This window comes from Streptomyces sp. CB01373, from assembly GCF_002803075.1.
Taxonomy (GTDB): Bacteria; Actinomycetota; Actinomycetes; order Streptomycetales; family Streptomycetaceae; genus Streptomyces.
On the sequence record NZ_NNBK01000011.1, the window covers coordinates 1 to 20,569 of the forward strand.

Sequence of the window (20,569 nt, forward strand, 5' to 3'; positions counted from 1 at the left end):
GATCTACCCCACGACCGAAGATCCTCCCAACGCGGTTACACCACTACAGGGGGCATGACCGGCAAGCGCCCCGGCAAGCACACCGGACAGGACGAGCCTGCTTTGAAAAGTCATGGCGTGCACGACTTGTGGCCCCGCTGTGATGTCAGCTTCGTCGTCTGCCAAACGCCCTGTTTGTTCTTTTCGAGGCGTGTGGTGTAGAGCACGTACGACTTTTCGGTGACTTCGGTTCTGTAGACCTTGTTGGACTTGCGGTCCTTGGCGAAGGCCCGACCCTGGTCCTCGCAGTAGACAACGCCCGCTGAGGAGGAGTCGAAGACATCGACCTTGGCGTTGTAGTACCGGTTCGTGCCGGTGATGGTGTAGCCATCCTTCACGACGGACTCGACCCAGTCCTTGGCGTCGGCCAACGCGCCACCGGCGTAGTAGAAGCTGAGCGCCGGAAGTCCGGCATCGCCCTGGGTGATGGCGTAGTTGGTCACGTCGACCCTCCGCGCGACATCGCCGAGAATCGCGTCGCGAACGGCGTCGCCCGTCTTCCATCCCTCGAAGGTGTCCGTGAGGTCGTTCGGGAGTGAGATCTCGGGCCTGTCTGTTGCATTGCCATCGCTCGGTGAAGCCGACGCCGCCGTGTCGCCGGTATCAGCACCGACGATCCCGTCGTTGCCCTTGGAGCCGCCGCTTCCTCCACCGCAAGCCGTTGTCAGCAAGGCTGCAGTTGCGACGAGTGCGGCAGCAACGGGCAAGGAACGGCGCTTCACAGTCAGCTCCCCGTCAGACATGGAGACAGCAGAGAACAGTGACGCTATCGGTGCCTCCTGTGGAACGCCAAGCTCAACTGGGCTCTGCGGGCGGCACGCCCGAACCCCTGCCAGAGTCCTGTGCAACTTCATAGGTCCGTACACTTGCCGCGATTTTACGTATCGTCGTGTCGGGTATCTCCTCCGATACGCCTTTCGCGCCGAGGAACGACCAGGAGGCCAGGTCTCCCTGGGCGTTCTTGAAGGCGAACGTCCATGCCTTGCCGTCCGTGGTGCACTTCTTCGATTTCTCCACGCCTGCGGACCAAGCAGTGCCCAGGCTGCCCTTGAGGCCCGAGTTCGTGGTGAACGGCTCGACGGTGCCTGGCCTCACCTTGGTCTTGTCGGGCTGGGTGTACTGCCCGTACACCCAGGACTTCGGATCGGCGCCGGCTATCTCCTCTGTGCTCTTGGCACCGTTGTTGACCCTGGATCCGGCCGCTGCCAGCGGCGTGTGCTCCAGTCTGCCGTCCTTGTCGTCGTCCGAGGAGCACCACCGCTCCTTCAGGAAGGCGGGGGCGCGCATCGCGACCAGAGGCTCGTCGTTCGGGTCGTTGTCGTCGGAGACGTAGGTGACCCAGTCGGCGGACTGGAGTGCCCACTCAGGCGGAACGTCGAACTTGATCCCGGCGGCTGGGTTCACCACGACCTTCCAGCCCTTGACGGTGGCGTCGTCGCTGTGCGGAGACGGGGACGTGGTCGGGTCGGGTGCAACGGTGTCGTCCCTGTCGCCGCCCAGCAGAACGTAACCGGTCACGCCCGCGGCGATCACGACGGCTCCCGCCGCCATGACGGCGATGAGCTTCGTGCGGTTCGGGCCGTCCCCCGGAGGGCGCGGTGCCGCCGCGCCGGACGGCAGGGTCGGCGCGTTCCACGGTTGGGGGTGCTGGGACTGCTGCTGGTAGGGGTTCGGCTGGTGGTACCCGGGCTGCTGGTACGGGTTCGACTGCCCACCGGGCAAAGGCTGTTGCGGGTTCTGCCCGCCCCCTGTCGACTGCTCTCCTGGCCACATGGGCCGTAACGGTATGCGAAGGGCGGAGTGGGAGTACGGGCGAGGGATCCCTCACCCGTAACATCGACATCCGCTCCGACGAGCCAGCTGCGAATCGACCTTGGAGAAGCGGGTGTTCGGTAAGCGCAGGGACGTCGACGAACCTGCCGCCCCTGTCGTGTCGTGGGCCGACGCCTGGGAGTTCGTCGTCGGCGAAGTGGAGCGGCCCGCGGCCGGGCGGCGAAAGCGTGCTGCGCTCGGGCCACGTGCCTTCCGGGTTCCGCAGCGCAGAGGCGAGCAGTGCGTCAACGCACCCTGCGCCTTCTTTCCCCAGCAACCGTCGTCGCCGGGGAGCCCCGAACTCTGTCTGTACGAGGACGTGGACGGCCGCACGCTTCTCTGCTCCGTCGACGAACCCGTGAAGGCGGGAGGCGAACGCCACTTCTCGGTGCGTGACGGTCAAGGGCGGGCCATCGGCACAATCCGGCGCATCGCTCCGCTCAAGCACGCACTGACACCGGTCTGGCGTATCGATCAGCCAGGACACGAAGAAATCGTCAGCAGCGGGGAGTGGGCCAAGGGCGGCCCGAAGGAGATGTTCCAGCGAGGCGCCGGCAAGCTGGTGCAGGGCATCTTCCAGGGAGTCGCCGACCTCGGCGCGGACGGCGGCGACCAGGCGAGCGATGCGTCGCGCGTCCTTCAGTGGACGGCCGACGGTGAGCCGGTGCTGGCGTCCGACGGGCGCGAAAGGTTCCTGGTCCGGGCGTCCTGGCTCGACCGGAGACTGGTCTTCGCGTACGCGCTCGTGCGCGACCGCTGACTGGCGGCCGGGCACGCTCGGGCACGCCCACAGCCGGCTCGGCGGACGTTCTCGCACGCGGGTAGGGTCGAGCGGTCGGTTTTCCATGCACGGCGCAGGAGGCGTAAGTGGCGTTCGGCAGACGGCGGGTGGAGGAACCGCCGATGGAGACGGTGGGCTGGGCCGATGTCCAGACGTTCGTCGTGTCCTCCGTGGAGCGCCCGGTGACCGTCAAACGCAAGCATGCTGTGCGGGGGAAGCCCGCGGTACGCGTGGCCAGGGGATCGCGGGACCTTCGGATCCTCGCCCCGTGCGCCTTTCTCGGAACCACCGATACGCAGCAGCCGGGTCTTCCCTCCCGGCCCCACCACACCCTGTACGAGACCGAGACACGGGGGCTGCTGTGCTACGTGGAACCGGCGGTGGACAGCGCCGGGGAACTGCGGCACGTCGTACGGGACGGCCGAGGCGAGTGCATCGGAACCGTCGTCCGCGTTCCCCGCAAGCGCCGGCCGTTCAAGCACACATGGCGTATCGAGCAGCCGGGGCACCCGGAAATCGTGGGCCGCAACGAATGGGCGAGCGGCGACGCCAAGGAGATCGCGGGCCGATTTGCCGCGAAGATCCTCGAAGAGGTCGTCGACAACGCCCTCTCCGGGGGAGAGGGCAGCGACAGACCTTCCAAACCGCGGTCCCTGGAGTGGCGTGCGGAGAACAAGGTCGTCATGGTCTCGGAGGGCAGTGACAAGGTGACGGTGCGGAAAGGTTGGGTCGACCGCCGGCTCGCCTTCGCCTTCGCGCTCCTCGGGGACCGATGACCACCGTGCTGTCGCGACGTTCCCGGTGACCAGCAGGCACGAGCAGCCTGACCGGTCTGCGACTTCGTGAGCAATTCGTGCAGGGGTCGTGGGTGCCTGATGGTTGACGGGGCGGCGGCCTTCCGGTTGTCCACCCCTTAGCGGTGAGGATTTGCTGCCGCGCACTCCGGAAGGGATGATTGGCCCCTGTTCAATCAGGGTGCTTCGAGGCAGCGTTGCAGACACGCAACGGCAAGTCGGTTGCGACGCATGGGGCCTGGCTCGTCTTGAGGGGCTTATGTGCTGCTGATACCGTGCGATGGCTTGACACTCGCCCCCGCGCCGGATAGCCGCGACATCGCCCGGATCGCTGGTGAAGTGTCCGGGTTTGCAGCCCAGGCGAAGAGCTTGGCAGACGACATCTTGGGTGTACGGGGAGCTGTTGCGTGAAGATCCAGGAGCGTACGGGGGTGGGCGCGGGACGTGCCGCGGCTCCGGCTCAGCCGATGGTCGGTGACCGGCTTCCCATGGCGCCTCGCGAGCGCAAACCGGCCCTGGCTGCCCTGGCGGTGCTGCTCATCCTGGTGGGCGCCCTGGGTGCCACGATGCTCGTGCTGCAGGTCGGGCACCGTATCGAGGTCGTCAAGGTGACGCAGGACATCCCGGCCGGAGAGTCCGTCACCTCCAATGACGTGACCTCGGTGATGGTGGCCGCCGACGACTCCATCAATTACGTCCGGTGGTCCCAACTGGGCACCCTGAAGACCCTCAAGGCCAGGACCACCATCTACAAGGGCACGGTCGTGGTGGGGGAGATGTTCGGCGCGAAGAGCAGCCTGCCGGACGGCAAGGCCCTCGTCGGTGTCGCCCTCAAGGAGGGCCAGTACCCGACCGGCATCAAGAACGGCGACATCGTCGCCGTCTACCGCGTCGGTGACCACGCGTCGAGCTCCAACTCCACTGGCGGCGCGACGGGTTCTTCCGCTAACGGTGGCAACCTCATCGTGGACAAGGCGCGTGTCAGCTCCAGGAGCGACAACAGCGACGCCGCCATGAGCACCGGCAACATGTCGCTCACCCTCCTCGTCGACCAGTCCGACGCCGCCGCCGTGGCCCAGGCCGCGTCCGCGAATTCCGTCGCCGTCGTCGTCGTTCCCGGCAACTGAGGGCGGCCGCGTACCCATGGCCCTCATCGCACTGGCCGCCGACAAGGGGTCGCCCGGCGTCACCACCGCCGCCGTCGCACTGGCCGCCGTCTGGCCGCGGCGCGTGCTGCTCGCCGAGACGGACCCGGCGGGCGGCGACCTCGTCTACCGCAGCTCCGCCGCGCACGGCGGGCCGCTCAACCCGAACGTCGGCATGCTGTCCATCGCCGCGACCGCGCGCCGTGGGCTGGTGCCCGACCAACTCTGGGATCATGCACAGCCGTTGAGCGGCGGCCTGGAGGTTCTTGTCGGACTCGGCATCTCCGAGCAGGCCGCCGGTCTCGCCGGGCTGTGGCCCACCCTGGGTCATGCCTTCGCCTCGCTCGCGGACTCCCCGAACTCGCCTGCCGACGTCATCGCCGACTGCGGCCGGATCAGCGGCGACACCCCCGCCGTGGAGCTTTTCCCGCACGCCTCCCTCGTTCTGCTGATCTCGCGCACCGAGCCGGAGGCCATCGCCCGCGTCCGCGACCGCGCCGCCGCGCTGTCCGCCAAGCTGCACGGCGGCCCGCGCGGTGCCGCGAGCCTGGCCACTCCGGTGATCGGCGTCGTCCTGGTCGCCGACCCGGGCACCGCGGGCAAGGTCTCCGGCCAGGTCAACGACATGCTGGTGCACGCCCAGACCGGTGCCCGCGTCGTCGGCACCATCGCCGACGACCCTGCGGGTGCGGGGCAGTTGGCCGGGCGCAGGCGCGGCCGCCTCGACAAGTCCCTGCTGATCCGCTCGGCCCGCAAGGTTACCGCGGACCTGTATCAGCAGTACGGCGCCGCCTGGGCCGTATCCGCACAGGCGCAGCAAGCCCACCAGATCCAGCAGGCTCACCAAGCACACCAGGCTCAGCAAGCGCACCATGGGCAGCAGGCGCCCCAAGCCCAGCCAGGGCCCCAAGCCCAGCCAGGGCCCCAAGCCCAGCAAATGCCCCAGCCCCAGCAGCCCCACCACCCCCACGCGAACGGTCAGCCAGGAGCCGGGCGATGACCGCTGTCGACCACCAACTGGTCAAGCGGTTCAGGCAGGACGCCGGTGACCGCATCGCCGAGCAGCGCCGCCTCGACCAGGTCAACGGCGTCACGCCGATGTCCGGCGAGGACGAGCGGCAGTACGCCCGCGCGGTCATAGCGCAGATACTGGAGGAGTACGCCCGCGCCGAGATCAACGCGGGCCGTACGCCGCTGGACGCCGAGACCGAGGAGCAGTACGCGGCCGCCGTGCACGCGGCGCTGTTCGGCGTCGGCCGGCTCCAGCCGCTGCTCGACGACCCGCAGGTCGAGAACATCGACATCAACGGCTGCGACCAGGTGTTCGTCGGATACGCCGACGGGCGCGAGGTCACGGGCGAGCCGGTCGCCGAGACCGACGAGGAGCTGATCGAGCTCATCCAGGTGCTCGGCGCCTACTCGGGTCTGTCGTCGCGCCCCTTCGACTCCGCCAACCCGCAGCTCGACCTGCGGCTGCCGGACGGTTCGCGGCTGTCGGCCGTCATGGACGTGACCCGCCGGCCCGCGCTGTCCATCCGCCGGGCCCGGATGGGCAAGGTGTTCATCTCCGACCTGGTCGGCAACGGCACGCTCGCCCCGGAGCTGGGGCACTTTCTCGCCTGCGCGGTCCGCGCCCGCAAAAACATCATGATCGCGGGCGCGACGAACGCCGGGAAGACGACGCTGCTGCGTGCCCTCGCCAACGAGATCCCGCCGCACGAACGGCTCATCACGGTCGAGCGGGCACTGGAGCTCGGTCTCGACACGTTCCCCGAACTGCACCCGAACGTCGTGGCGTTCGAGGAGCGGCTGCCCAACTCGGAGGGCCAAGGGACCATTTCCATGGCCGAGCTGGTGCGCCGGTCCCTCCGTATGAACCCCTCCCGCGTCATCGTCGGCGAGGTGCTCGGCGACGAGATCGTGACCATGCTGAACGCGATGTCGCAGGGTAACGACGGGTCGCTGTCCACGATCCACGCCAACAGCTCCAGCGAGGTCTTCAACCGCATCTCCACCTACGCGTTGCAGGCGACCGAGCGGCTGCCCATCGAGGCCAGCCAGATGCTGATCGCGGGCGCGGTGAACTTCGTCGTCTTCATCCAGCGGCGCAACAACTTCCAGACCGGCGGCCGGCTTCAGCGCAGTGTGACCTCGGTCCGCGAGGTCAACGGCGTCGACGGCCGCGTGCTGTCCAGCGAGGTGTTCGCCGAGACGCCCGACGGCCGGGTCGTGCCGCACGCGCCCATAGCCTGCCTGGAGGATCTCATGGCGCACGGTTACCAGCCCCACGGAAACTGGGGGTGACCATGACGCTTGCCGCACTGGCCCCGCTCGGCTCCATGGGGGGCCTGTTCTCCGCCACGGTCCTGTACTCGATCGTCTCCGGCGTCGCCGTCGGCGGCGGTCTCGCGCTGCTGATCGTCGCCGTACGCGGACTGCCGGCCAAGCCCGAGCACGAGAAGCAGCGGGCGAGCCGGCGGGCGAGCGAACTGCTCCGCTTCGCCGGGCGGCGCGGCTCCCTCGCCGCTCTCGTCGGCCTCGCGGTCCTCGTGCTCACCCGTTGGGCGGTCGCCGGTATCGCGGCCGGTGTCCTCGTCTTCTTCTGGGACCGCCTCTTCGGCGGTGCGGCGGAGGAGCGGGCCGCCATGCGCCGGGTGGAGGCCCTGGCCTCCTGGACGGAGTCGCTGCGCGACACGATCGCCGGCGCGGTCGGCCTGGAGCAGGCCATCCCGGCCTCGGCGCGCGCCGCCGCCCCCGTCCTGCGCCCCCATCTGGACGCCCTGGTCGACCGGTTGCGCGCCCGCACTCCGCTGCCCGACGCGCTGCAACTGCTCGCCGACGAGATCGACGACGCCTCCGCCGACATCATCGTCGCCGCGCTCATCCTCAACGCCCGGCTGCGCGGCCCCGGTCTGCGCCAGGTCCTCGGCGCGCTGGCCAAGTCGGCGCGCGAGGAGGTCGACATGCGCCAGCGTGTGATGGCTCAACGGGCTTCCACCCGGCGCTCGGTGCAGATCGTCGTCGCCGTCTCCGTGGCCTTCGTGCTCGGACTGTCCATCTTCAACCGTGAGTTCGTGTCGCCGTACGGCACACCGATCGGCCAGCTCGTCCTTGCGCTGGTCTGCGGTCTGTTCGCGCTCGGCTTCTGGTGGCTGCGCAAGCTGTCCACGATCGAGACGCCCGAACGCTTCCTGGTGCGGGACGAGGCGGCGGTGCAGTTCGTCCGGCCGCGCACGCCTGCCCAGCAGGAGGAAGGGGTACGCCGGTGAACCTGACGATGCCGGTCGTGGTCGGCGCGGTCCTCGGCCTCGGCGTCTACGCCCTCGTACGCGCCCTGATGCCGTCCAGGCGGAGCGCGGTCGCGCAGGTCGCGCGGATCGACGCGATGCGGGCGCGGGGAGCGGCGTACGCGACGCGGCACCAGGCGCGGGAGGAAACGGGGCGCCTCGGTGCGTTCCGCGCCCAAGTCGGTGCGCGCATCGCGGAGTTCTACCTCCAGCAGGGCTGGGAGCAGCGCTCGCTGCGGGCCGATCTCGCCGTGCTGGAGCGCAGCTGGGAGAGGTTCCTGGCGACGAAGGTGCTGCTGTCGGTGGCAGGGCTGTTCTTCGGGCCCCTGCTGTTCGCCGTGGTCTACACGATGGGCCTCGGGCGCAGCCCGGTCATCCCCGTCTGGATGGCGCTGCTGTGCGCGGTGCTGTTCTTCTTCCTGCCCGATCTGGAGATCCGGCGCGACGCGGCCGACAAGCGCCGTGACCTGCGCCGGGTCATCGGCGCGTATCTGGACCTGGTGTCCATGAGCCTGGCCGGGGGCCGCGGTCTGCCGGAGGCGCTGATGGCGGCGGCCGAGGTGTCCGACGGCTGGGCGAACCGGCGGATCCGCAACGCCCTGGCCGACGCCCGTATCACCGGTATCAGCCAGTGGCAGGCGCTCGGGCAGCTCGGCGAGGAGCTGGGTGTGGAGGAGCTGAAGGACCTTTCGGCTTCCCTGGCCCTGGTCGCCGACGACGGCGCGAAGGTGCGCGAGTCGCTCGCCTCGCGCGCCGAGACCATGCGCCACCGCGAACTGGCCGATATCGAGGGCAGCGCGGGCGAGAAGTCCCAGTCGATGCTCGTGGCCCAGCTGCTGCTGTGCGCGGGCTTCCTGGTGTTCCTGATCTATCCGGCGGCGATGCGGGTGTTCCAGGTGTGAGCGCCGTCCCCGCCGAACCTGCCAACTGTCCTGACTTCGAGAGGAAACCACTGTCATGAACGGACGAGACTTCCACACCGGGATCCCGGCCGTGGACTTCCTGGTCACCTTCCTGGGCGGCCGTGTGCAGCGTGCCCGCTCCGGCGAACTGGACCGCGGTGCCTCCGCGGTCGAGTGGGTCATCATCTCCGCGGTCGTCGTGGCGATCGTCGGCGTGGTGGCCGCCATCATCAACTCCGCGCTGAGCGAGGGCGCCAACAAGGTGGGCAACTGCATCAAGGGCGCGGACGCGGGCAAGACCTGCTGATCGCACGTACGACGAGCGTACGACGGAGAAGTACAACGGGGTGGACGGGGATGCTGGCGGACGTGGGCGGACGGGTGCGACGCGCGGTGGGCCGCAGGGTGCGGGCCGCGCGTGAGGCGGCGGCGACCCGCGGCGACTCCGGGATGACCGCGATCGAGTTCGTGCTGCTCACCCCCGTACTGTTCTTCATGATCTTCGCGACGGTGCAGTTCGCGCTGTACTTCTTCGCCGACCACGTCGCCCAGGCGGCGGCCCAGGCCGGCGCCCGCAAGGCCCGTGCCACGGCCGACGAGCGGCCCGGCGCCTGGCGGGGCGAGGCCCGCGACGTCGTCGACGCCTACATCCGCCAACTGGGCCCGCAGTTGGTGCTGTCGCCGGACGTGAGGATGCTGCAACCGGAACAGAACACCGTGGGCGTGGAGATCTCGGCGCGGATCCCGACGGTGTTCCCGGGCCTGAATCTGACGGTGCACGCGCAGTCGTCGGGTCCGGTGGAGAGGTTCGTGCGGGATGGCGGGAACTAGATGAACCGCTCTGTTCGGAGGTCTCTTCCGTCCGCCCGTGACGACAGCGGTCTGTCGACCGTGGAGGTCGTGATCCTCGCCCCGGTGATGATTCTGTTCATCCTGGTGCTGGTGGCCTTCGGCCAACTCGTCGAGGGCCGCGGCGCGGTCGACGGCGCGGCACGGGACGCGGCACGCGCGGGGTCCATCCAGAAGGACCACGCGACGGCCATGTCCGAGGCGCGCAGGGCGGCGGAGGCGGACCTGGCCGACGTCTGCTCGGGGCCGGTCTCCGTGGTGCAGACGAGTGCGGGCTTCGCCCCCGACACCCTGTTCACGGTCGAGGTCAGCTGCCAGGTGCGCGGCCTGGCGTCGCTGGGCCTGAACATCCCGACGAGGCTGTCCGCGAGCTTCAGCTCGCCGCTGGATCCCTTCCGGAGGTCGGCGTGAGCGTGAGCGCCTCTGCCGCGGACCGCGCGCGCACCTGGTGGTCCACCCGAGGAACGGCACTGGACGACCGCGGTTCGGGTGCCGGCGCGGTCATCATCTTCGCGCTGGTGTTCCTCGCCCTCTCCGCCTTCGTCATCGACGGCGGCCTGTCCATCTCCAAGCGCGAACGGGCTGCGGACATAGCGGAACAGGCGGCCCGCTACGCCGCCCAGGACATCGACCGCGAGGCCCTCTACGACAACGAGGGCGGCCCCGCCCCGATCAACTACGAGAACTGCGACGCCCGTGTGAAGGCCTTCGCCCGCGAGATGAGCATGACGGGCGCCGACATCGCCGCGAGCCACTGCGTGGCAGCCGACGCCGACCAGGTCCAGGTCGAGATCCAGCTGACCTACTCGCCCGTCTTCACCGGCATGTTCTACGGCGGCAACGTGACCGTCCACGGCCGGGCCGTGGCCCAGAACGAGGTGGGGTGACGGGTCCGAACCTGCCCTCAGCTCTCCCCTTTCAGCCCTTTGAGGGAGTCGAGGAAGGCGGCGAAGGCTGCGGCCGGGAAGGAGAGGGTGGCCCGGGCCGGGGCCTTTGAGTCGCGGACGGCTATGTGGGTGGGGCGGTGGGCGATCTCTATGCAGGCGTTGCCGTCGCCGCTGCCGGAGTAGGACGACTTCCGCCACGACTCGCGAGTGGTCACCGGGTGCCTCACAGTTCCTTGGTCAGCCTGTGGATGAAGTCACGCGAACGTTCGGGTTCGAGTGACACCGCCTCCACCCTACGGAAGAGAGTTCGGAATACGCCGAGCTGTGCTTCGGAGTCGACGAAGACCGTGCCATGTGGGCCGTCGCGTACAACTGTGTCCAGCCTCGGCACGCTGCCGCCGGCGTACACCATGGCGGCCGTGATGTCGGCGAAGTCGTCCAGTACGAAGGGGATGACACGCACCGTGACGTGGTCAGCTTCGGAGAGTTCCAGGATGCGGTTGAGCTGCGCCCGGCACGAGGTGCGCCCGCCGACCTTGATGCGAAGCGCGGCTTCATGGACCAGTGCCTCGTAGGGGATCGGCTGGTTGCCTGTGATGACGCTCCGCCGTCGCATCCGATGGTCGACGCGCAACTGAACTGCGGCGTCCGGGATTTCGGGGACTCGGCGAGAGAAGAGAGCCCGTGCGTAGTCCTCGGTCTGGAGAAGACCCGGGACGTGCAGGAAGTCCACGTCCCACCGGAAGGTGGCATGGTGCTCAAGCTCCGAGAGGTCCAGGAACGAGGTGGGGAGGGCACCTCGGAACGCCTCCCACCAGCCGCGTGTGCGGTCGGTTGCGATGACCGCGAGCGCGTCGGTCAACTCCTCGTCCGTGCAGGCGTAATAGGTGACGAGTCGGCGTAGCCGCTGCTCGCTTACGCCGGACATGGCGGACTCGATCTGGCTGATCTGGACGGAGTTCACTCCGAGCAGCGCGGCCGCCTCGCGTGCGCTGAGGCCTGCTGCGTCCCGGAGCCTGCGCAGTTCTACGGCCAGACGCATCTGTCGTGCTGTCGGCTCGCGCCTGGTCCCCATCGGTTGCTCCTTCGGCCAACGCGTCTGGAAGTGCGACTCGTTCGGGCGTCAGGTTACGCGATCGGCTTGCCTCAGGTTAAATCTAAGGTCTACCGTCGGTGACGCGATGAACACGCTGCGGTTATCCGGGGTCCCGGAAGCGCATCGCTCCGTCCTGCCACGACGGCTGCGGCAAGGCCACCGCCCGCCACCGCGGCGTCGCCTCAACCCGTCTCACGTCACTGGAGTGACCCATGCCCGAAAACGAGCCGTGGGAGTACACCCTGTACATCCCGAACGGCCCCCGTGCGGTCACCATCTCCCGCCGGACTCTCCGGCTGATCCTCACGATGCACGGACTTCTCCGCCTTGTCGACACGGCCGAACTGCTGGCGACGGAACTGGTCTCCAACGCCGTACGGCACACCAAGGGGCCCGCCGGCCTGCGCGTGCGTTGGTCGGCGGGCGTACTCCGGATCGGAGCGTGGGACACCGATCCCGCACCGCCCGAGTCGTCGGCCCCGCTGGAGCAGGTCGTCGACCTGGAGGAGGGACGTGGACTCGCCCTGGTCCGGGCCTGCGCCGACCTGTGGGGCTGGCAGCCGCTGTCCAGGGAGGGCAACCGGGGCAAGTACGTGTGGTGTGACCTGGTCGCGGCGTAGCTCGTTGATCACATCGGATGGAAAGGAGAGCGGATGGTCAGCTCGCCGCACGAAGGTCTGCATCAGGTCTGTCAGAAGGACCCTGCGGGTTTCACGCGCACACTTCAGCGTGTGTTGCACATCCCGATTCCCGAGCCGCGCGATTTCGCTGTCCTCAACGCGGACCTGACGGAAATCGAGCCGGTAGAGCGACGCGTGGATACGCTGCTGCGTGCGGAGACGGACGAGGGGACGTACCTTCTGGTCGTCGAGTCCCAGGGCAAGCGGGACGAGGACAAACGCGGAAGCTGGGCCTACTACCTCAGTTACTTGTACGCGAAGTACCGCTGGGAGCCGGTTCTGATCGTCCTGACTCAGAGCAGGTCCACGGCACGCTGGGCGACGCGGCCGATCCGCCTGGGTCTGCCTGGCTGGCACTCGCTCACCGTGCGGCCGCTGGTGCTGAGTCCGGAGAACGTGCCTCTCATCGTCGACGAGGTCGAGGCTCAGCGGGATGTCTTTCTCGCGGCGTTCTCGGCGATGACGCATGGTAAGGGCCAGGGTGCCGCTGCCATACTGAAACCGCTGGCGGCAGCCCTGGCGGCCACCGACACCGACAGTGCGGGAATGCTCGCGCAGTTCGTCGAGTCGTGCCTGGTCGATGCCCAGGCAAAGCAGATCTGGAAGGAGCTGATGATGCCGGTCAACTACTTCTTCCGGCACGAGGTCGCCGAGAAGGTACGGGAACAGGCCCGCGAAGAGGGTATCGAGGAAGGTGTCGAGAAGGAGCGTGCGTCGATGGTCCTCCGGATCCTCGACTGGCGTGGCATCCCTGTACCGGACTCCGCACGCGATCGGGTGAAGTCCTGCTCCGACCTGGACCAGCTGGAGGTCTGGGCCCAGCGGGCCGTCCACGCCACGAGCGCGGAGGAACTGTTCGTGGTCAGCGGTTGACCGACTGGATCTCCTGGACGTTCATGTCCTGAGTCGTCTCGAAGGTGCCGTCGGGGAGGTCGCCGCCGCTACCGTCGGAGCCGTGCCAGGTGATCTGCCAGGTGATGGACGCCTTGAGGCGGTATGGCCGGCCGTTCGTGGCGCGGAGGTATCTGATGCCGCATGGCGGGGCCTTGTCCGCGTTGCCCTTGGCGTACGGGGTGCCGATTGAACCGTCTTCGTTGATGGTGCAGTCGCCGGAGGACGGGTAGGTCTCGGCGTCCTCGGTGCCGGGGTTCAGATGGAGGGCGACAGGCTTGGCTGTCGTCTCCGCCCACAGGTTCGTGCGGGGGAGTTCCGCGCGGACCTTGATCTCCGTGAAGATGCTCTTGTCCAGCCAGACCCAAGTCGGCAGGTTCACCGTGGACTTGGTGGCCGGCTTCAAATCGATCTCGGTGTCGGGGACCTTGACCTGGTTGTACGCGTAGTCGGCCAGCATCTCGGGCGTCGGGGCGTGCGCAATTTTCGGGACCTGTCCGGCGTCCTGCCAGAACATGATCCTGCCGCAGTCCCAGTACCCCTCGGCGGTGCTGTGCTCGTCGTCGAAGTTGTTCTCGGGCTTGCCGTCCTGGGGGGTGTGGGGGAACCCCAGAGATACGGCGTAGCTGGTGTGAATGGCTTGGGGGCGTTCGAAGTTGGCGGGCGGAAGCTGTGTCGACCCCGTCCATAGGATCTCTGTAGGCTCAGTACGTCCCATTTACCGCACCCACTTCACACACCATCAGGACACCCGCCATGCCGCGACGCCGTAGTTCAAGCTCGACGGGAAGCCCGACGGGAGGCTCGACGGCCCCGAGGAACCGGACGCCGCAGCCGGTGCGGGTGCGGCGGCGTACGGTCGGGGACTTCGCCAAGGCGTTCCTCGCCTTCCTGGCCCTGCTCGTCCTGCTCGTCGGCGTACCACTGGCGCTGGCCACGCAGTTCGGGTGGCCGCTGCCGCACGGCGTGCCGAGTCTGGACTGGCTCCAGCAGGAGATCACCGTCCAGACCTTCCTGAACATCCTGTCGGTCGTGGTCTGGCTCGCCTGGGCGCAGTTCACCGCCTGTGTGCTCGTGGAGATGAAGGCCGCGCTGTCCGGGGTCGGGGTGCCGGGGCGGGTGCCCGGGGCCGGACCCAGTCAGCTCCTCGCGCGGCAACTCGTCGCCGCGCTGCTGCTCGTCGGAGCCGCGGCCGCCAGCTTCACGCCCGGACTGTCGCAGCTCGGGCACGGCCTGGAGGGAAACCAGAAGGGGACCGTCGCCGTCGCGCAGCAGACGCCGGGCGGGCTGTTCGGGCAGCAGCGGGAGCAGGCCGCCGACACCGCGGCCGCCGTCGCCGAGCAGGCCGCGAGCGCCGCCGCGCAGGCAGAGGCCAAGCAGGGCGACACGAAGTACTACCGCATCCAGCCGCCCGAGGGACGCCACCACGACTCGCTCTGGGAGATCGCCCAGCGGCACCTCGGCGACGGGCGCCGGTACAAGGAGATCTACGCGCTCAACAAGGACCGGGTCCAGCCCGACGGCTCCCGGCTGTCCGAGGCCAGCCTCATCCGGCCCGGCTGGATCATGGAGATGCCCGCGGACGCGCACGGCGGCGAACTCGTCGAGATGCCCGACGGCGCGGCGGACGTCTCCGAGCAGGTGCGGCAGCAGATCCACGACTACGCCAAGACCGGCGACCACGCCCAGGGCGGGAGCGACCACGCCCAGGGCGGCGGCCAGCAGCAGGCCGGTGGCCACCAGCAGGACGGTGGCTTCCACGCCTCCGTCCCCGCCCAGCGGCAGCATCAGGACCACGGTGGCGACACCGCCGCCGTCCCCGCCTCCTCCGGGCGTTCCTTCGGGCTGCCCGAAGCCCTCCTCGGTGCCCCGCTCCTCGCCGCCGGTCTCCTCGGCGCACTCGGCCACCGCCGCCGGCAGGCGCTGTGGCAGTCTGCGCTCGGTGCCGTCGGCGGACGGCGCGGCATGGAGCCGCCGACGCCGACCGGGGACGCGCTGGACGTGCAGGACGCGCTGCTGGTGGGCGCCGACCCCGAGGGCGTACGGCGCCTCGACCGGTCCCTGCGCGGGCTCGCCGCCGCCCTCGCCGCCGAGTCCCGGCCGCTGCCCGTCGTCTACGCCGCCTGGCTCACCGGGGGCGATCTGCACCTCCAGCTCGCACAGCCCGCCGGCAAGCCGCCCGCGCCCTGGCGGACCGGGCAGGACGAGACGTTCTGGATGCTGGGGCGTGCCGACGCCGAGCGGTACGAGGACGCCGACACCGCCGCCCCGTTCCCCGGGCTCGTCAGCCTCGGCACCATGGACGACTCACGTCTGCTGCTCAACCTGGAGGCCGTGCCCGGCATCGTCTCGCTGAGCGGCCGCGCCGCCGACCGGGCCGCCGTGTTCGCGTCCGTCGCCGCCGAACTCGCCACCAACGGCTGGTCGGACCGTATGACCGTCACCCTCGTCGGCTTCGGTCAGGACCTCACCCCGCTCGCGCCCAACCGCCTTCGCCACCTCGACGGCATCGAGGCGCTCCTGGAGACCATGGAGGCCGAGACGCGGCAGCGGCGCGGCGCGCTGGGTGCCGCCGGGCACGACTCCGTGCTCACCGGGCGCACCGGGCCCGCCCAGCACACCCGTTGGGCGCCGCATCTGGTGCTGCTGGCCGCCGAGCCCTCGGCAGAGGACGCCCGCAGGCTCGCCGAACTGGCTTCGGGTGCAAGCCGGTTGGGCATCGGCTACCTCGTCGGCACCGATGCCGCCGAACTGCCCGGCGCCGCCTGGGAGATGGAGATCACCGGCGAGGGCAGGCTGCTCGCCCCGCTCCTCGGGCTCGAACTCGACGCGCAGATGCTGCCGTCGGCCGAACAGCAGGCGGTGGTCGAGCTGTTCGTCGAGGCCGACCCGGAGAACGGGCCCGACGGACCGGCGCCCACCCCGCCGTTCCTCGTCGACATCAGCGAGCAGGGGCGGCCGGCGGTGTACGCGCGGCTCGTGGGCCCGTACGAGATCATCGGTCTCGACACCCCGGACGACGAGCGCAGCGCGCTGCTGCACGAGGCGCTGGCGCTGCTGCTCCTGCACCGGGAGGGCGTGCACCCGCGGGTGCTGTCCTCCGCGCTGTGGCCGCGCGGGGTCACCGACGACGTGCGGGACGCGCTCGTCGAGCGGCTGCGCTCCTGGCTCGGCACCGATCCCGACGGCACGCCCCGGCTCCGTACGGACGACACCGGGCGGCTCACCCTCGCCAAGTCCGTCGTCTCCGACCTCGATGTACTGCGCTCGCTGTACCACGAGGCCACACAGGGCAAGGGCGCGGACAGCCGGGCGGTGCGCGGCCGGCTGCTCACCGACGCGCTGGTGGTGGTGCGCGGACCGCTGCTCGCCGACCGGCCCGAGGGCCGCTACCGCTGGCTCACCCACGAGATCGTCGATGCCCAACTGCCCCTCATCGTCGCGGACATCGGGCTCGCACTGTCCTCCTTCCACCTGGAGAAGGACCGCGCGGACAAGGCGATCGAGGCGCTGGACGCCGCGCTGCGCACCGCCCCGGCCGACGAGCGACTGTGGAACGAGCTGCTGCGCGCCACGCACGCCACCGGCGACACCGCCCGCCTCCAGGCGCTCGCCGCCGACCTCGTCGGCCGCGGCGGCGCCCGCGGCCTGCCGCCGCGCACCGAGGCCCTGCTCGACGAACTGCTGCCGGCCTGGCGCACCGCCGTCGCCGCGGCGGGATGACCGCCGTGCCGTCGGCCGCTCTGCCGCTGGTCGCCGCCGCCGTACTCTGGGGCGCGGCGGCGGGCGCGTCGCTCCCGCGGGCCGCGTACCGCTTCTCCGTGCCGTCGGGGGAGACATGGCGGGACCGCTGCCCGGCCGGGCATTCGGTACGGGGCTGGATCGGACGCGGGCGGTGCGAGCAGTGCGCCGCGGCCACTCCGGCCGGCGCCGCGGCTGCCGCCGTTGACGGCCCGGCCGCCGCCTCCGCGGGCGACCGGGCCGTCACTTCCGCCGTCATCTCCTACGGCCCCCGCACCCTGCCGATGTCCCTCGTCACCGCCCTCGTCTGCGGCGCGCTCGCCGCTGCCACCGGTGTCCGGCCCGAACTCGTCGTCTGGCTGCTGCTCGCGCCCGTCGGTGTGCTGCTCGCGGTGGTCGACTTCCGGGTGCGGCGGCTGCCCGACGTGCTGACCCTGCCCCTCGCGGGCGCCGCCCTCGCGCTCCTCGGCCCGGCCGCCCTGGTTCCCGGGCACGCCGGCCACTGGCCGACCGCGCTGTACGGCGCTCTCGCGCTCGGCGGCGGCTACTTCGTGCTGTTCCTCGTCAACCCCGCCGGTATGGGGTTCGGGGACGTGAAACTGGCCCTCGGAGCGGGCGCCGTCCTCGGCTGGTACGGCTGGCCCGTCGTCCTGCTGGGCACCTTCGCCGGTTTCCTGTTCGGTGCCCTGTACGGCGGCGCGCTCGTCGCCGTACGACGGGCCGGCCGCAAGACGGCCATCGCGTTCGGGCCGTTCCTGGTCGCGGGGGCGTTCGTGGGCGCGCTGATCGGCGCGTACGCAGCCTGAAGTCGGTACCGCGAAACGGCTGACGTAGGCTGGTTCGGTCTGTCCACAACCCCTTACGAACCTTGCGAAAGGGACGCCCGGTGACCGAGAAGGCCGACCTTCAGTCCGTGCTCGACCGTGCCGCCGCGGGCGGACGGATCACCCCCGAGGAAGCGCTCGACCTCTACCGCCACGCGCCGCTGCACGCGCTGGGCGCCGCCGCCGACGCCGTGCGCCGCCGCAAGTACGCGGGCACCGAGCACATCGCGACGTACATCATCGAGCGCAACATCAACTACACGAACGTGTGCGTCACCGCGTGCAGGTTCTGCGCCTTCTACGCCGCCCCCAAGGACACCGACAAGGGGTGGACCCGCGACCTCGACGACATCCTGCGGCGCTGCGCCGAGACCGTCGAACTCGGCGGCACGCAGATCATGTTCCAGGGCGGCCACCACCCGGACTACGGCGTCGAGTACTACGAGAAGCACTTCAGCGCCATCAAGAAGGCCTTCCCGCAGCTCGTGATCCACTCGCTGGGCGCCTCCGAGGTGGAGCACATGGCGCGGATCTCGGGCGTCTCGGTGGAGGAGGCCATCACGCGCATCCACGAGGCCGGCCTGGACTCCTTCGCCGGCGCCGGCGCCGAACTGCTGCCGGAGCGGCCGCGCAAGGCCATTGCCCCGCTGAAGGAGTCCGGGGAGCGCTGGCTGGAGATCATGGAGACCGCGCACCGGCTGGGCGTGGAGTCCACCTCCACGATGCTCATGGGCACCGGTGAGACGAACGCCGAGCGGATCGAGCACCTGCGGATGATCCGCGACGTGCAGGACCGCACCGGCGGCTTCCGGGCGTTCATCCCCTACACCTACCAGCCGGAGAACAACCACCTGAAGGGCCGTACGCAGGCCACTCTCTTCGAGTACCTGCGGATGATCGCGATCGCGCGCCTCTTCCTCGACAACGTGATGCACATCCAGGGCTCCTGGCTGACCACGGGCAAGGAGGTCGGCCAGCTCACCCTGCACTACGGCGCCGACGACCTGGGCTCGATCATGCTCGAGGAGAACGTCGTGTCGTCGGCCGGCGCCAAGCACCGGTCCAACCGGATGGAGATCATCGAGCTCATCCGGAAGGCGGGACGGGTTCCGGCGCAGCGGGCGACGACGTACGAGCACCTCGTCGTCCACGACGACCCGGCGAACGACCCGGTCGACGACCGCGTGATGTCCCACATCTCGTCGACGGCGATCGCGGGCGGGACGGCCCACCCCGAGCTGAAGCTGCTCACCTCCAACTGACGTACGAGGTAAGGGTGCTGACGATTCACGCGGCGGACGCGGTGCGCGTCGGCCGGGACGCGGAACCGGTCGAGGGCGGTGCCGTCGCCGTCGAGGGTGCCCGGGTCGCGGCCGTGGGGACGCTCGCCGAGCTGGAGCGGCGGTTCCCGCACGCGCGCGTGCGGCGCTGGCCGGGCGTGCTCGGGCCGGGGCGCGTGCACGAGGGGCCGCTGCCCGACGCGCCGAGTCCGCGTGAGCGGGTCCACGCGGTCCTCAAGCTCGGCGCGACGGCCGTGCTCGCCGGGCACGCGGACGCGCCCGGACTGCGGGAGGCGGCCGCCCGGAACGACGTCGCCGTCCTTGCCGGGCCCCGGCCCGCGGCGGTGGTGGAGGGCGGCCGGGCCGACCTCGCCGTCTTCGACGACTCCGGCGCCTGCCTCGCCACGGTGTGCGCGGGCCGCCTGGTGCACCGCAGACGCTGAAATCTCCGGGATCCCCGGGTCCTCGGGACCTCGGCTCCCCCAGGCCCCCAGCCCCCCTCACCCACCCAACACCCGGGCGAACGCCCCCGGCTTCTGCTTCACCCCGCTGCAATCCGTCGCCGCGTCGTCGCGGGACGGGACGTCCTTCTCGCACTGGCGGTCGCGGAAGGTGGACCACATCGAGACCCAGGCGATCCGCTTCTCCTCCGCGAAGGAGCGCACCCGGGCCGCGTCCGCGAGGGTGAACGTCTCGCCCGCGATGTCGTTGGCGCCGATCATCGGGGTGAGCGCCATGCCCTCCCAGGCGTCGGCGTCCGAGAGGCCGAAGACCTTCTTCAACTGGGTGTGGGTGGCCTTCGCGGCGGCGAGGGCGTAGGCACCCATGTCGCCGGTGTAGGACTCGGCGTAGTTCATCGTCATGAGGTTGACGGTCGAGACCTGGACGTCGTGCTCGTTCGCGGACTCCAGCAGGGCCAGGCCGTGGGCGCCCAGCCCGGACGGCATGACGGGCAGCGTGAAGGACACCTCCAGACCGGGCCGCCGCTTCTGCAGCAGGGCGATCGCCCGGGAACGCAGGTCGACGGAGGCGGAGTCGGTCAGCGTACGGCCCTCGACGTCGAAGTCGGCCCGGGTCGAACCCGCCGCGTCCAGAGCCTTCCCGTACGCGTCCGCGAGCGCGGGCGCGTTCTCACAGGTCGTCGCCAACTCCTTGCCGTGGGCCCCGCCGAAGGAGACGCGCACCGTGGCGCCCGACTTCCTCAGTTTCCCGATCCGGGACGTCACCTCGGCGTCGTCCAGCCCCATCATGCCGTCCCACTCCGGAGCGCAGCCGCTGCCGCCGGAGATGACGAAGGCGAGGTTGTACGTCGCGGGCGAGCCCGCCGAGTCGGTGCCCGATGCCGTAGTGGCGCTCACGTAAGGGGCGTACGAGGTGCCGGGCCGGCCCGCCTTGTGGGCCGCGTCGGAGGTGCCGTCGGACATCGGGGAGCAGCCCGTGGCGGCCAGGGCGACCAGGCAGGCGAGCCCGGCCACCGGCGTCAGGAAACTCCTCATTGCGCATGCACCAGCTCTCGTGATGTCCGTCCATGGATCCCAGCACAGCGACGAGGTCCCGGTCC

21 protein-coding genes and 2 pseudogenes are annotated in these 20,569 nt (G+C 70.0%); 17 read left to right on the forward strand and 6 right to left on the reverse strand.

Features of this window, described 5'->3' with window-relative positions; genetic code table 11:
• Positions 1 to 110: 110 nt before the first annotated feature.
• On the reverse strand, positions 111 to 782 hold the full coding sequence (locus tag CG719_RS17770; protein WP_234375632.1) for a hypothetical protein: 672 nt from the start codon (positions 780 to 782) through the stop codon (positions 111 to 113).
• A gap of 52 nt (positions 783 to 834) precedes the next feature.
• Positions 835 to 1,572, reverse strand: a complete 738-nt coding sequence (locus CG719_RS17775) for a hypothetical protein (protein ID WP_324838209.1) — start codon at positions 1,570 to 1,572, stop codon at positions 835 to 837.
• Between the two features lie 340 nt (positions 1,573 to 1,912).
• Between CG719_RS17775 and CG719_RS17780 the strand changes: the two genes are divergently transcribed.
• The 11 genes and pseudogenes from CG719_RS17780 to CG719_RS17830 all read left to right on the forward strand — a co-directional run bounded on the left by CG719_RS17780 (position 1,913) and on the right by CG719_RS17830 (position 10,496).
• The gene (locus CG719_RS17780; RefSeq protein ID WP_159024890.1) at positions 1,913 to 2,611 is read left to right on the forward strand and encodes a hypothetical protein; all 699 of its coding nucleotides are present in this window, start codon (positions 1,913 to 1,915) and stop codon (positions 2,609 to 2,611) included.
• A gap of 107 nt (positions 2,612 to 2,718) precedes the next feature.
• Positions 2,719 to 3,408, forward strand: a complete 690-nt coding sequence (locus CG719_RS17785) for a hypothetical protein (RefSeq protein ID WP_100569650.1) — start codon at positions 2,719 to 2,721, stop codon at positions 3,406 to 3,408.
• 425 nt (positions 3,409 to 3,833) lie between these two features.
• Positions 3,834 to 4,553 carry a hypothetical protein gene (locus tag CG719_RS17790; RefSeq protein ID WP_100569651.1) on the forward strand — a complete coding sequence of 240 codons (720 nt, stop codon included), beginning with the start codon at positions 3,834 to 3,836 and terminating at the stop codon, positions 4,551 to 4,553.
• A gap of 16 nt (positions 4,554 to 4,569) precedes the next feature.
• Positions 4,570 to 5,439, forward strand: a pseudogene (locus tag CG719_RS17795) (hypothetical protein); the annotation flags it as partial.
• Positions 5,440 to 5,567: 128 nt separating this feature from the next.
• Positions 5,568 to 6,875: a CpaF family protein gene (locus tag CG719_RS17800; protein ID WP_100569652.1), complete on the forward strand. Its 1,308-nt coding sequence runs from the start codon at positions 5,568 to 5,570 to the stop codon at positions 6,873 to 6,875.
• A gap of 35 nt (positions 6,876 to 6,910) precedes the next feature.
• Positions 6,911 to 7,840, forward strand: a complete 930-nt coding sequence (locus CG719_RS17805) for a type II secretion system F family protein (RefSeq protein WP_199836690.1) — start codon at positions 6,911 to 6,913, stop codon at positions 7,838 to 7,840.
• Positions 7,837 to 8,760, forward strand: coding sequence for a type II secretion system F family protein (locus tag CG719_RS17810; protein WP_199836677.1), 924 nt, complete (start codon positions 7,837 to 7,839; stop codon positions 8,758 to 8,760). The genes CG719_RS17805 and CG719_RS17810 overlap by 4 nt, the downstream gene beginning before the upstream one ends.
• 55 nt (positions 8,761 to 8,815) lie before the next feature.
• Positions 8,816 to 9,067, forward strand: a complete 252-nt coding sequence (locus CG719_RS17815; protein ID WP_100569654.1) for a hypothetical protein — start codon at positions 8,816 to 8,818, stop codon at positions 9,065 to 9,067.
• A gap of 50 nt (positions 9,068 to 9,117) precedes the next feature.
• Complete coding sequence (locus CG719_RS17820; RefSeq protein ID WP_234375634.1) at positions 9,118 to 9,591, forward strand: TadE family protein; 474 nt, start codon at positions 9,118 to 9,120, stop codon at positions 9,589 to 9,591.
• A complete protein-coding gene (locus CG719_RS17825; RefSeq protein ID WP_100569655.1) occupies positions 9,592 to 10,020 on the forward strand; it encodes a TadE/TadG family type IV pilus assembly protein in 429 nt (142 codons plus the stop codon). It abuts the gene before it with no gap.
• A 2-nt stretch (positions 10,021 to 10,022) separates the two neighbouring features.
• A complete protein-coding gene (locus CG719_RS17830; protein WP_199836678.1) occupies positions 10,023 to 10,496 on the forward strand; it encodes a pilus assembly protein TadG-related protein in 474 nt (157 codons plus the stop codon).
• Positions 10,497 to 10,513: 17 nt separating this feature from the next.
• Here CG719_RS17830 and CG719_RS17835 read toward each other — a convergent pair whose 3' ends face one another.
• Positions 10,514 to 10,711, reverse strand: coding sequence for a DUF397 domain-containing protein (locus CG719_RS17835; protein WP_100569977.1), 198 nt, complete (start codon positions 10,709 to 10,711; stop codon positions 10,514 to 10,516).
• An 8-nt stretch (positions 10,712 to 10,719) separates the two neighbouring features.
• Positions 10,720 to 11,571 carry a helix-turn-helix domain-containing protein gene (locus tag CG719_RS17840; RefSeq protein ID WP_100569656.1) on the reverse strand — a complete coding sequence of 284 codons (852 nt, stop codon included), beginning with the start codon at positions 11,569 to 11,571 and terminating at the stop codon, positions 10,720 to 10,722.
• 233 nt (positions 11,572 to 11,804) lie between these two features.
• On the opposite strand from CG719_RS17840, the gene CG719_RS17845 reads away from it, so the two are divergent.
• Positions 11,805 to 12,212: an ATP-binding protein gene (locus CG719_RS17845; RefSeq protein ID WP_100569657.1), complete on the forward strand. Its 408-nt coding sequence runs from the start codon at positions 11,805 to 11,807 to the stop codon at positions 12,210 to 12,212.
• Between the two features lie 33 nt (positions 12,213 to 12,245).
• Positions 12,246 to 13,145 (forward strand): hypothetical protein, encoded by a 900-nt coding sequence (locus CG719_RS17850; RefSeq protein WP_100569658.1) that lies wholly within the window; start codon positions 12,246 to 12,248, stop codon positions 13,143 to 13,145.
• Here the strand turns inward: CG719_RS17850 and CG719_RS17855 are convergent.
• Positions 13,135 to 13,752 (reverse strand): annotated as a pseudogene (locus tag CG719_RS17855) (hypothetical protein); the annotation flags it as partial. The gene CG719_RS17850 and the pseudogene CG719_RS17855 sit on opposite strands and share 11 nt — an antisense overlap.
• 167 nt (positions 13,753 to 13,919) lie before the next feature.
• Here CG719_RS17855 and CG719_RS17860 point away from each other — a divergent pair.
• The 4 genes from CG719_RS17860 (at position 13,920) to CG719_RS17875 (ending at position 19,451) form a co-directional block, all read left to right on the forward strand.
• Entirely contained in the window at positions 13,920 to 16,886 is a 2,967-nt protein-coding gene (locus CG719_RS17860; RefSeq protein WP_100569659.1) for a bacterial transcriptional activator domain-containing protein, read from the forward strand.
• Complete coding sequence (locus CG719_RS17865; RefSeq protein WP_100569660.1) at positions 16,883 to 17,710, forward strand: prepilin peptidase; 828 nt, start codon at positions 16,883 to 16,885, stop codon at positions 17,708 to 17,710. The genes CG719_RS17860 and CG719_RS17865 overlap by 4 nt, the downstream gene beginning before the upstream one ends.
• Before the next feature lie 80 nt (positions 17,711 to 17,790).
• Positions 17,791 to 18,990, forward strand: a complete 1,200-nt coding sequence (gene mqnC / locus CG719_RS17870) for a cyclic dehypoxanthinyl futalosine synthase (RefSeq protein ID WP_100569661.1) — start codon at positions 17,791 to 17,793, stop codon at positions 18,988 to 18,990.
• Positions 18,991 to 19,004: 14 nt separating this feature from the next.
• Positions 19,005 to 19,451, forward strand: a complete 447-nt coding sequence (locus CG719_RS17875) for an imidazolonepropionase-like domain-containing protein (RefSeq protein ID WP_100569662.1) — start codon at positions 19,005 to 19,007, stop codon at positions 19,449 to 19,451.
• 57 nt (positions 19,452 to 19,508) lie between these two features.
• Here CG719_RS17875 and CG719_RS17880 read toward each other — a convergent pair whose 3' ends face one another.
• The gene (locus CG719_RS17880) at positions 19,509 to 20,504 is read right to left on the reverse strand and encodes a chitinase (RefSeq protein WP_100569663.1); all 996 of its coding nucleotides are present in this window, start codon (positions 20,502 to 20,504) and stop codon (positions 19,509 to 19,511) included.
• Between the last annotated feature and the right edge of the window lie 65 nt (positions 20,505 to 20,569).

Excerpts from the sequence above, each read along its gene's own strand:
- CG719_RS17845 (WP_100569657.1), top strand. The coding sequence starts at position 11,805 with ATGCCCGAAAACGAGCCGTGGGAGTACACCCTGTACATCCCGAACGGC.
- CG719_RS17865 (WP_100569660.1), top strand. The coding sequence starts at position 16,883 with ATGACCGCCGTGCCGTCGGCCGCTCTGCCGCTGGTCGCCGCCGCCGTA.
- CG719_RS17840 (WP_100569656.1), bottom strand. The coding sequence starts at position 11,571 with ATGGGGACCAGGCGCGAGCCGACAGCACGACAGATGCGTCTGGCCGTA.
- CG719_RS17825 (WP_100569655.1), top strand. The coding sequence starts at position 9,592 with ATGAACCGCTCTGTTCGGAGGTCTCTTCCGTCCGCCCGTGACGACAGC.
- CG719_RS17850 (WP_100569658.1), top strand. The coding sequence starts at position 12,246 with ATGGTCAGCTCGCCGCACGAAGGTCTGCATCAGGTCTGTCAGAAGGAC.
- CG719_RS17800 (WP_100569652.1), top strand. The coding sequence starts at position 5,568 with ATGACCGCTGTCGACCACCAACTGGTCAAGCGGTTCAGGCAGGACGCC.
- CG719_RS17770 (WP_234375632.1), bottom strand. The coding sequence starts at position 782 with ATGTCTGACGGGGAGCTGACTGTGAAGCGCCGTTCCTTGCCCGTTGCT.
- CG719_RS17860 (WP_100569659.1), top strand. The coding sequence starts at position 13,920 with ATGCCGCGACGCCGTAGTTCAAGCTCGACGGGAAGCCCGACGGGAGGC.
- CG719_RS17880 (WP_100569663.1), bottom strand. The coding sequence starts at position 20,504 with ATGAGGAGTTTCCTGACGCCGGTGGCCGGGCTCGCCTGCCTGGTCGCC.
- CG719_RS17815 (WP_100569654.1), top strand. The coding sequence starts at position 8,816 with ATGAACGGACGAGACTTCCACACCGGGATCCCGGCCGTGGACTTCCTG.
- CG719_RS17805 (WP_199836690.1), top strand. The coding sequence starts at position 6,911 with ATGGGGGGCCTGTTCTCCGCCACGGTCCTGTACTCGATCGTCTCCGGC.
- CG719_RS17820 (WP_234375634.1), top strand. The coding sequence starts at position 9,118 with ATGCTGGCGGACGTGGGCGGACGGGTGCGACGCGCGGTGGGCCGCAGG.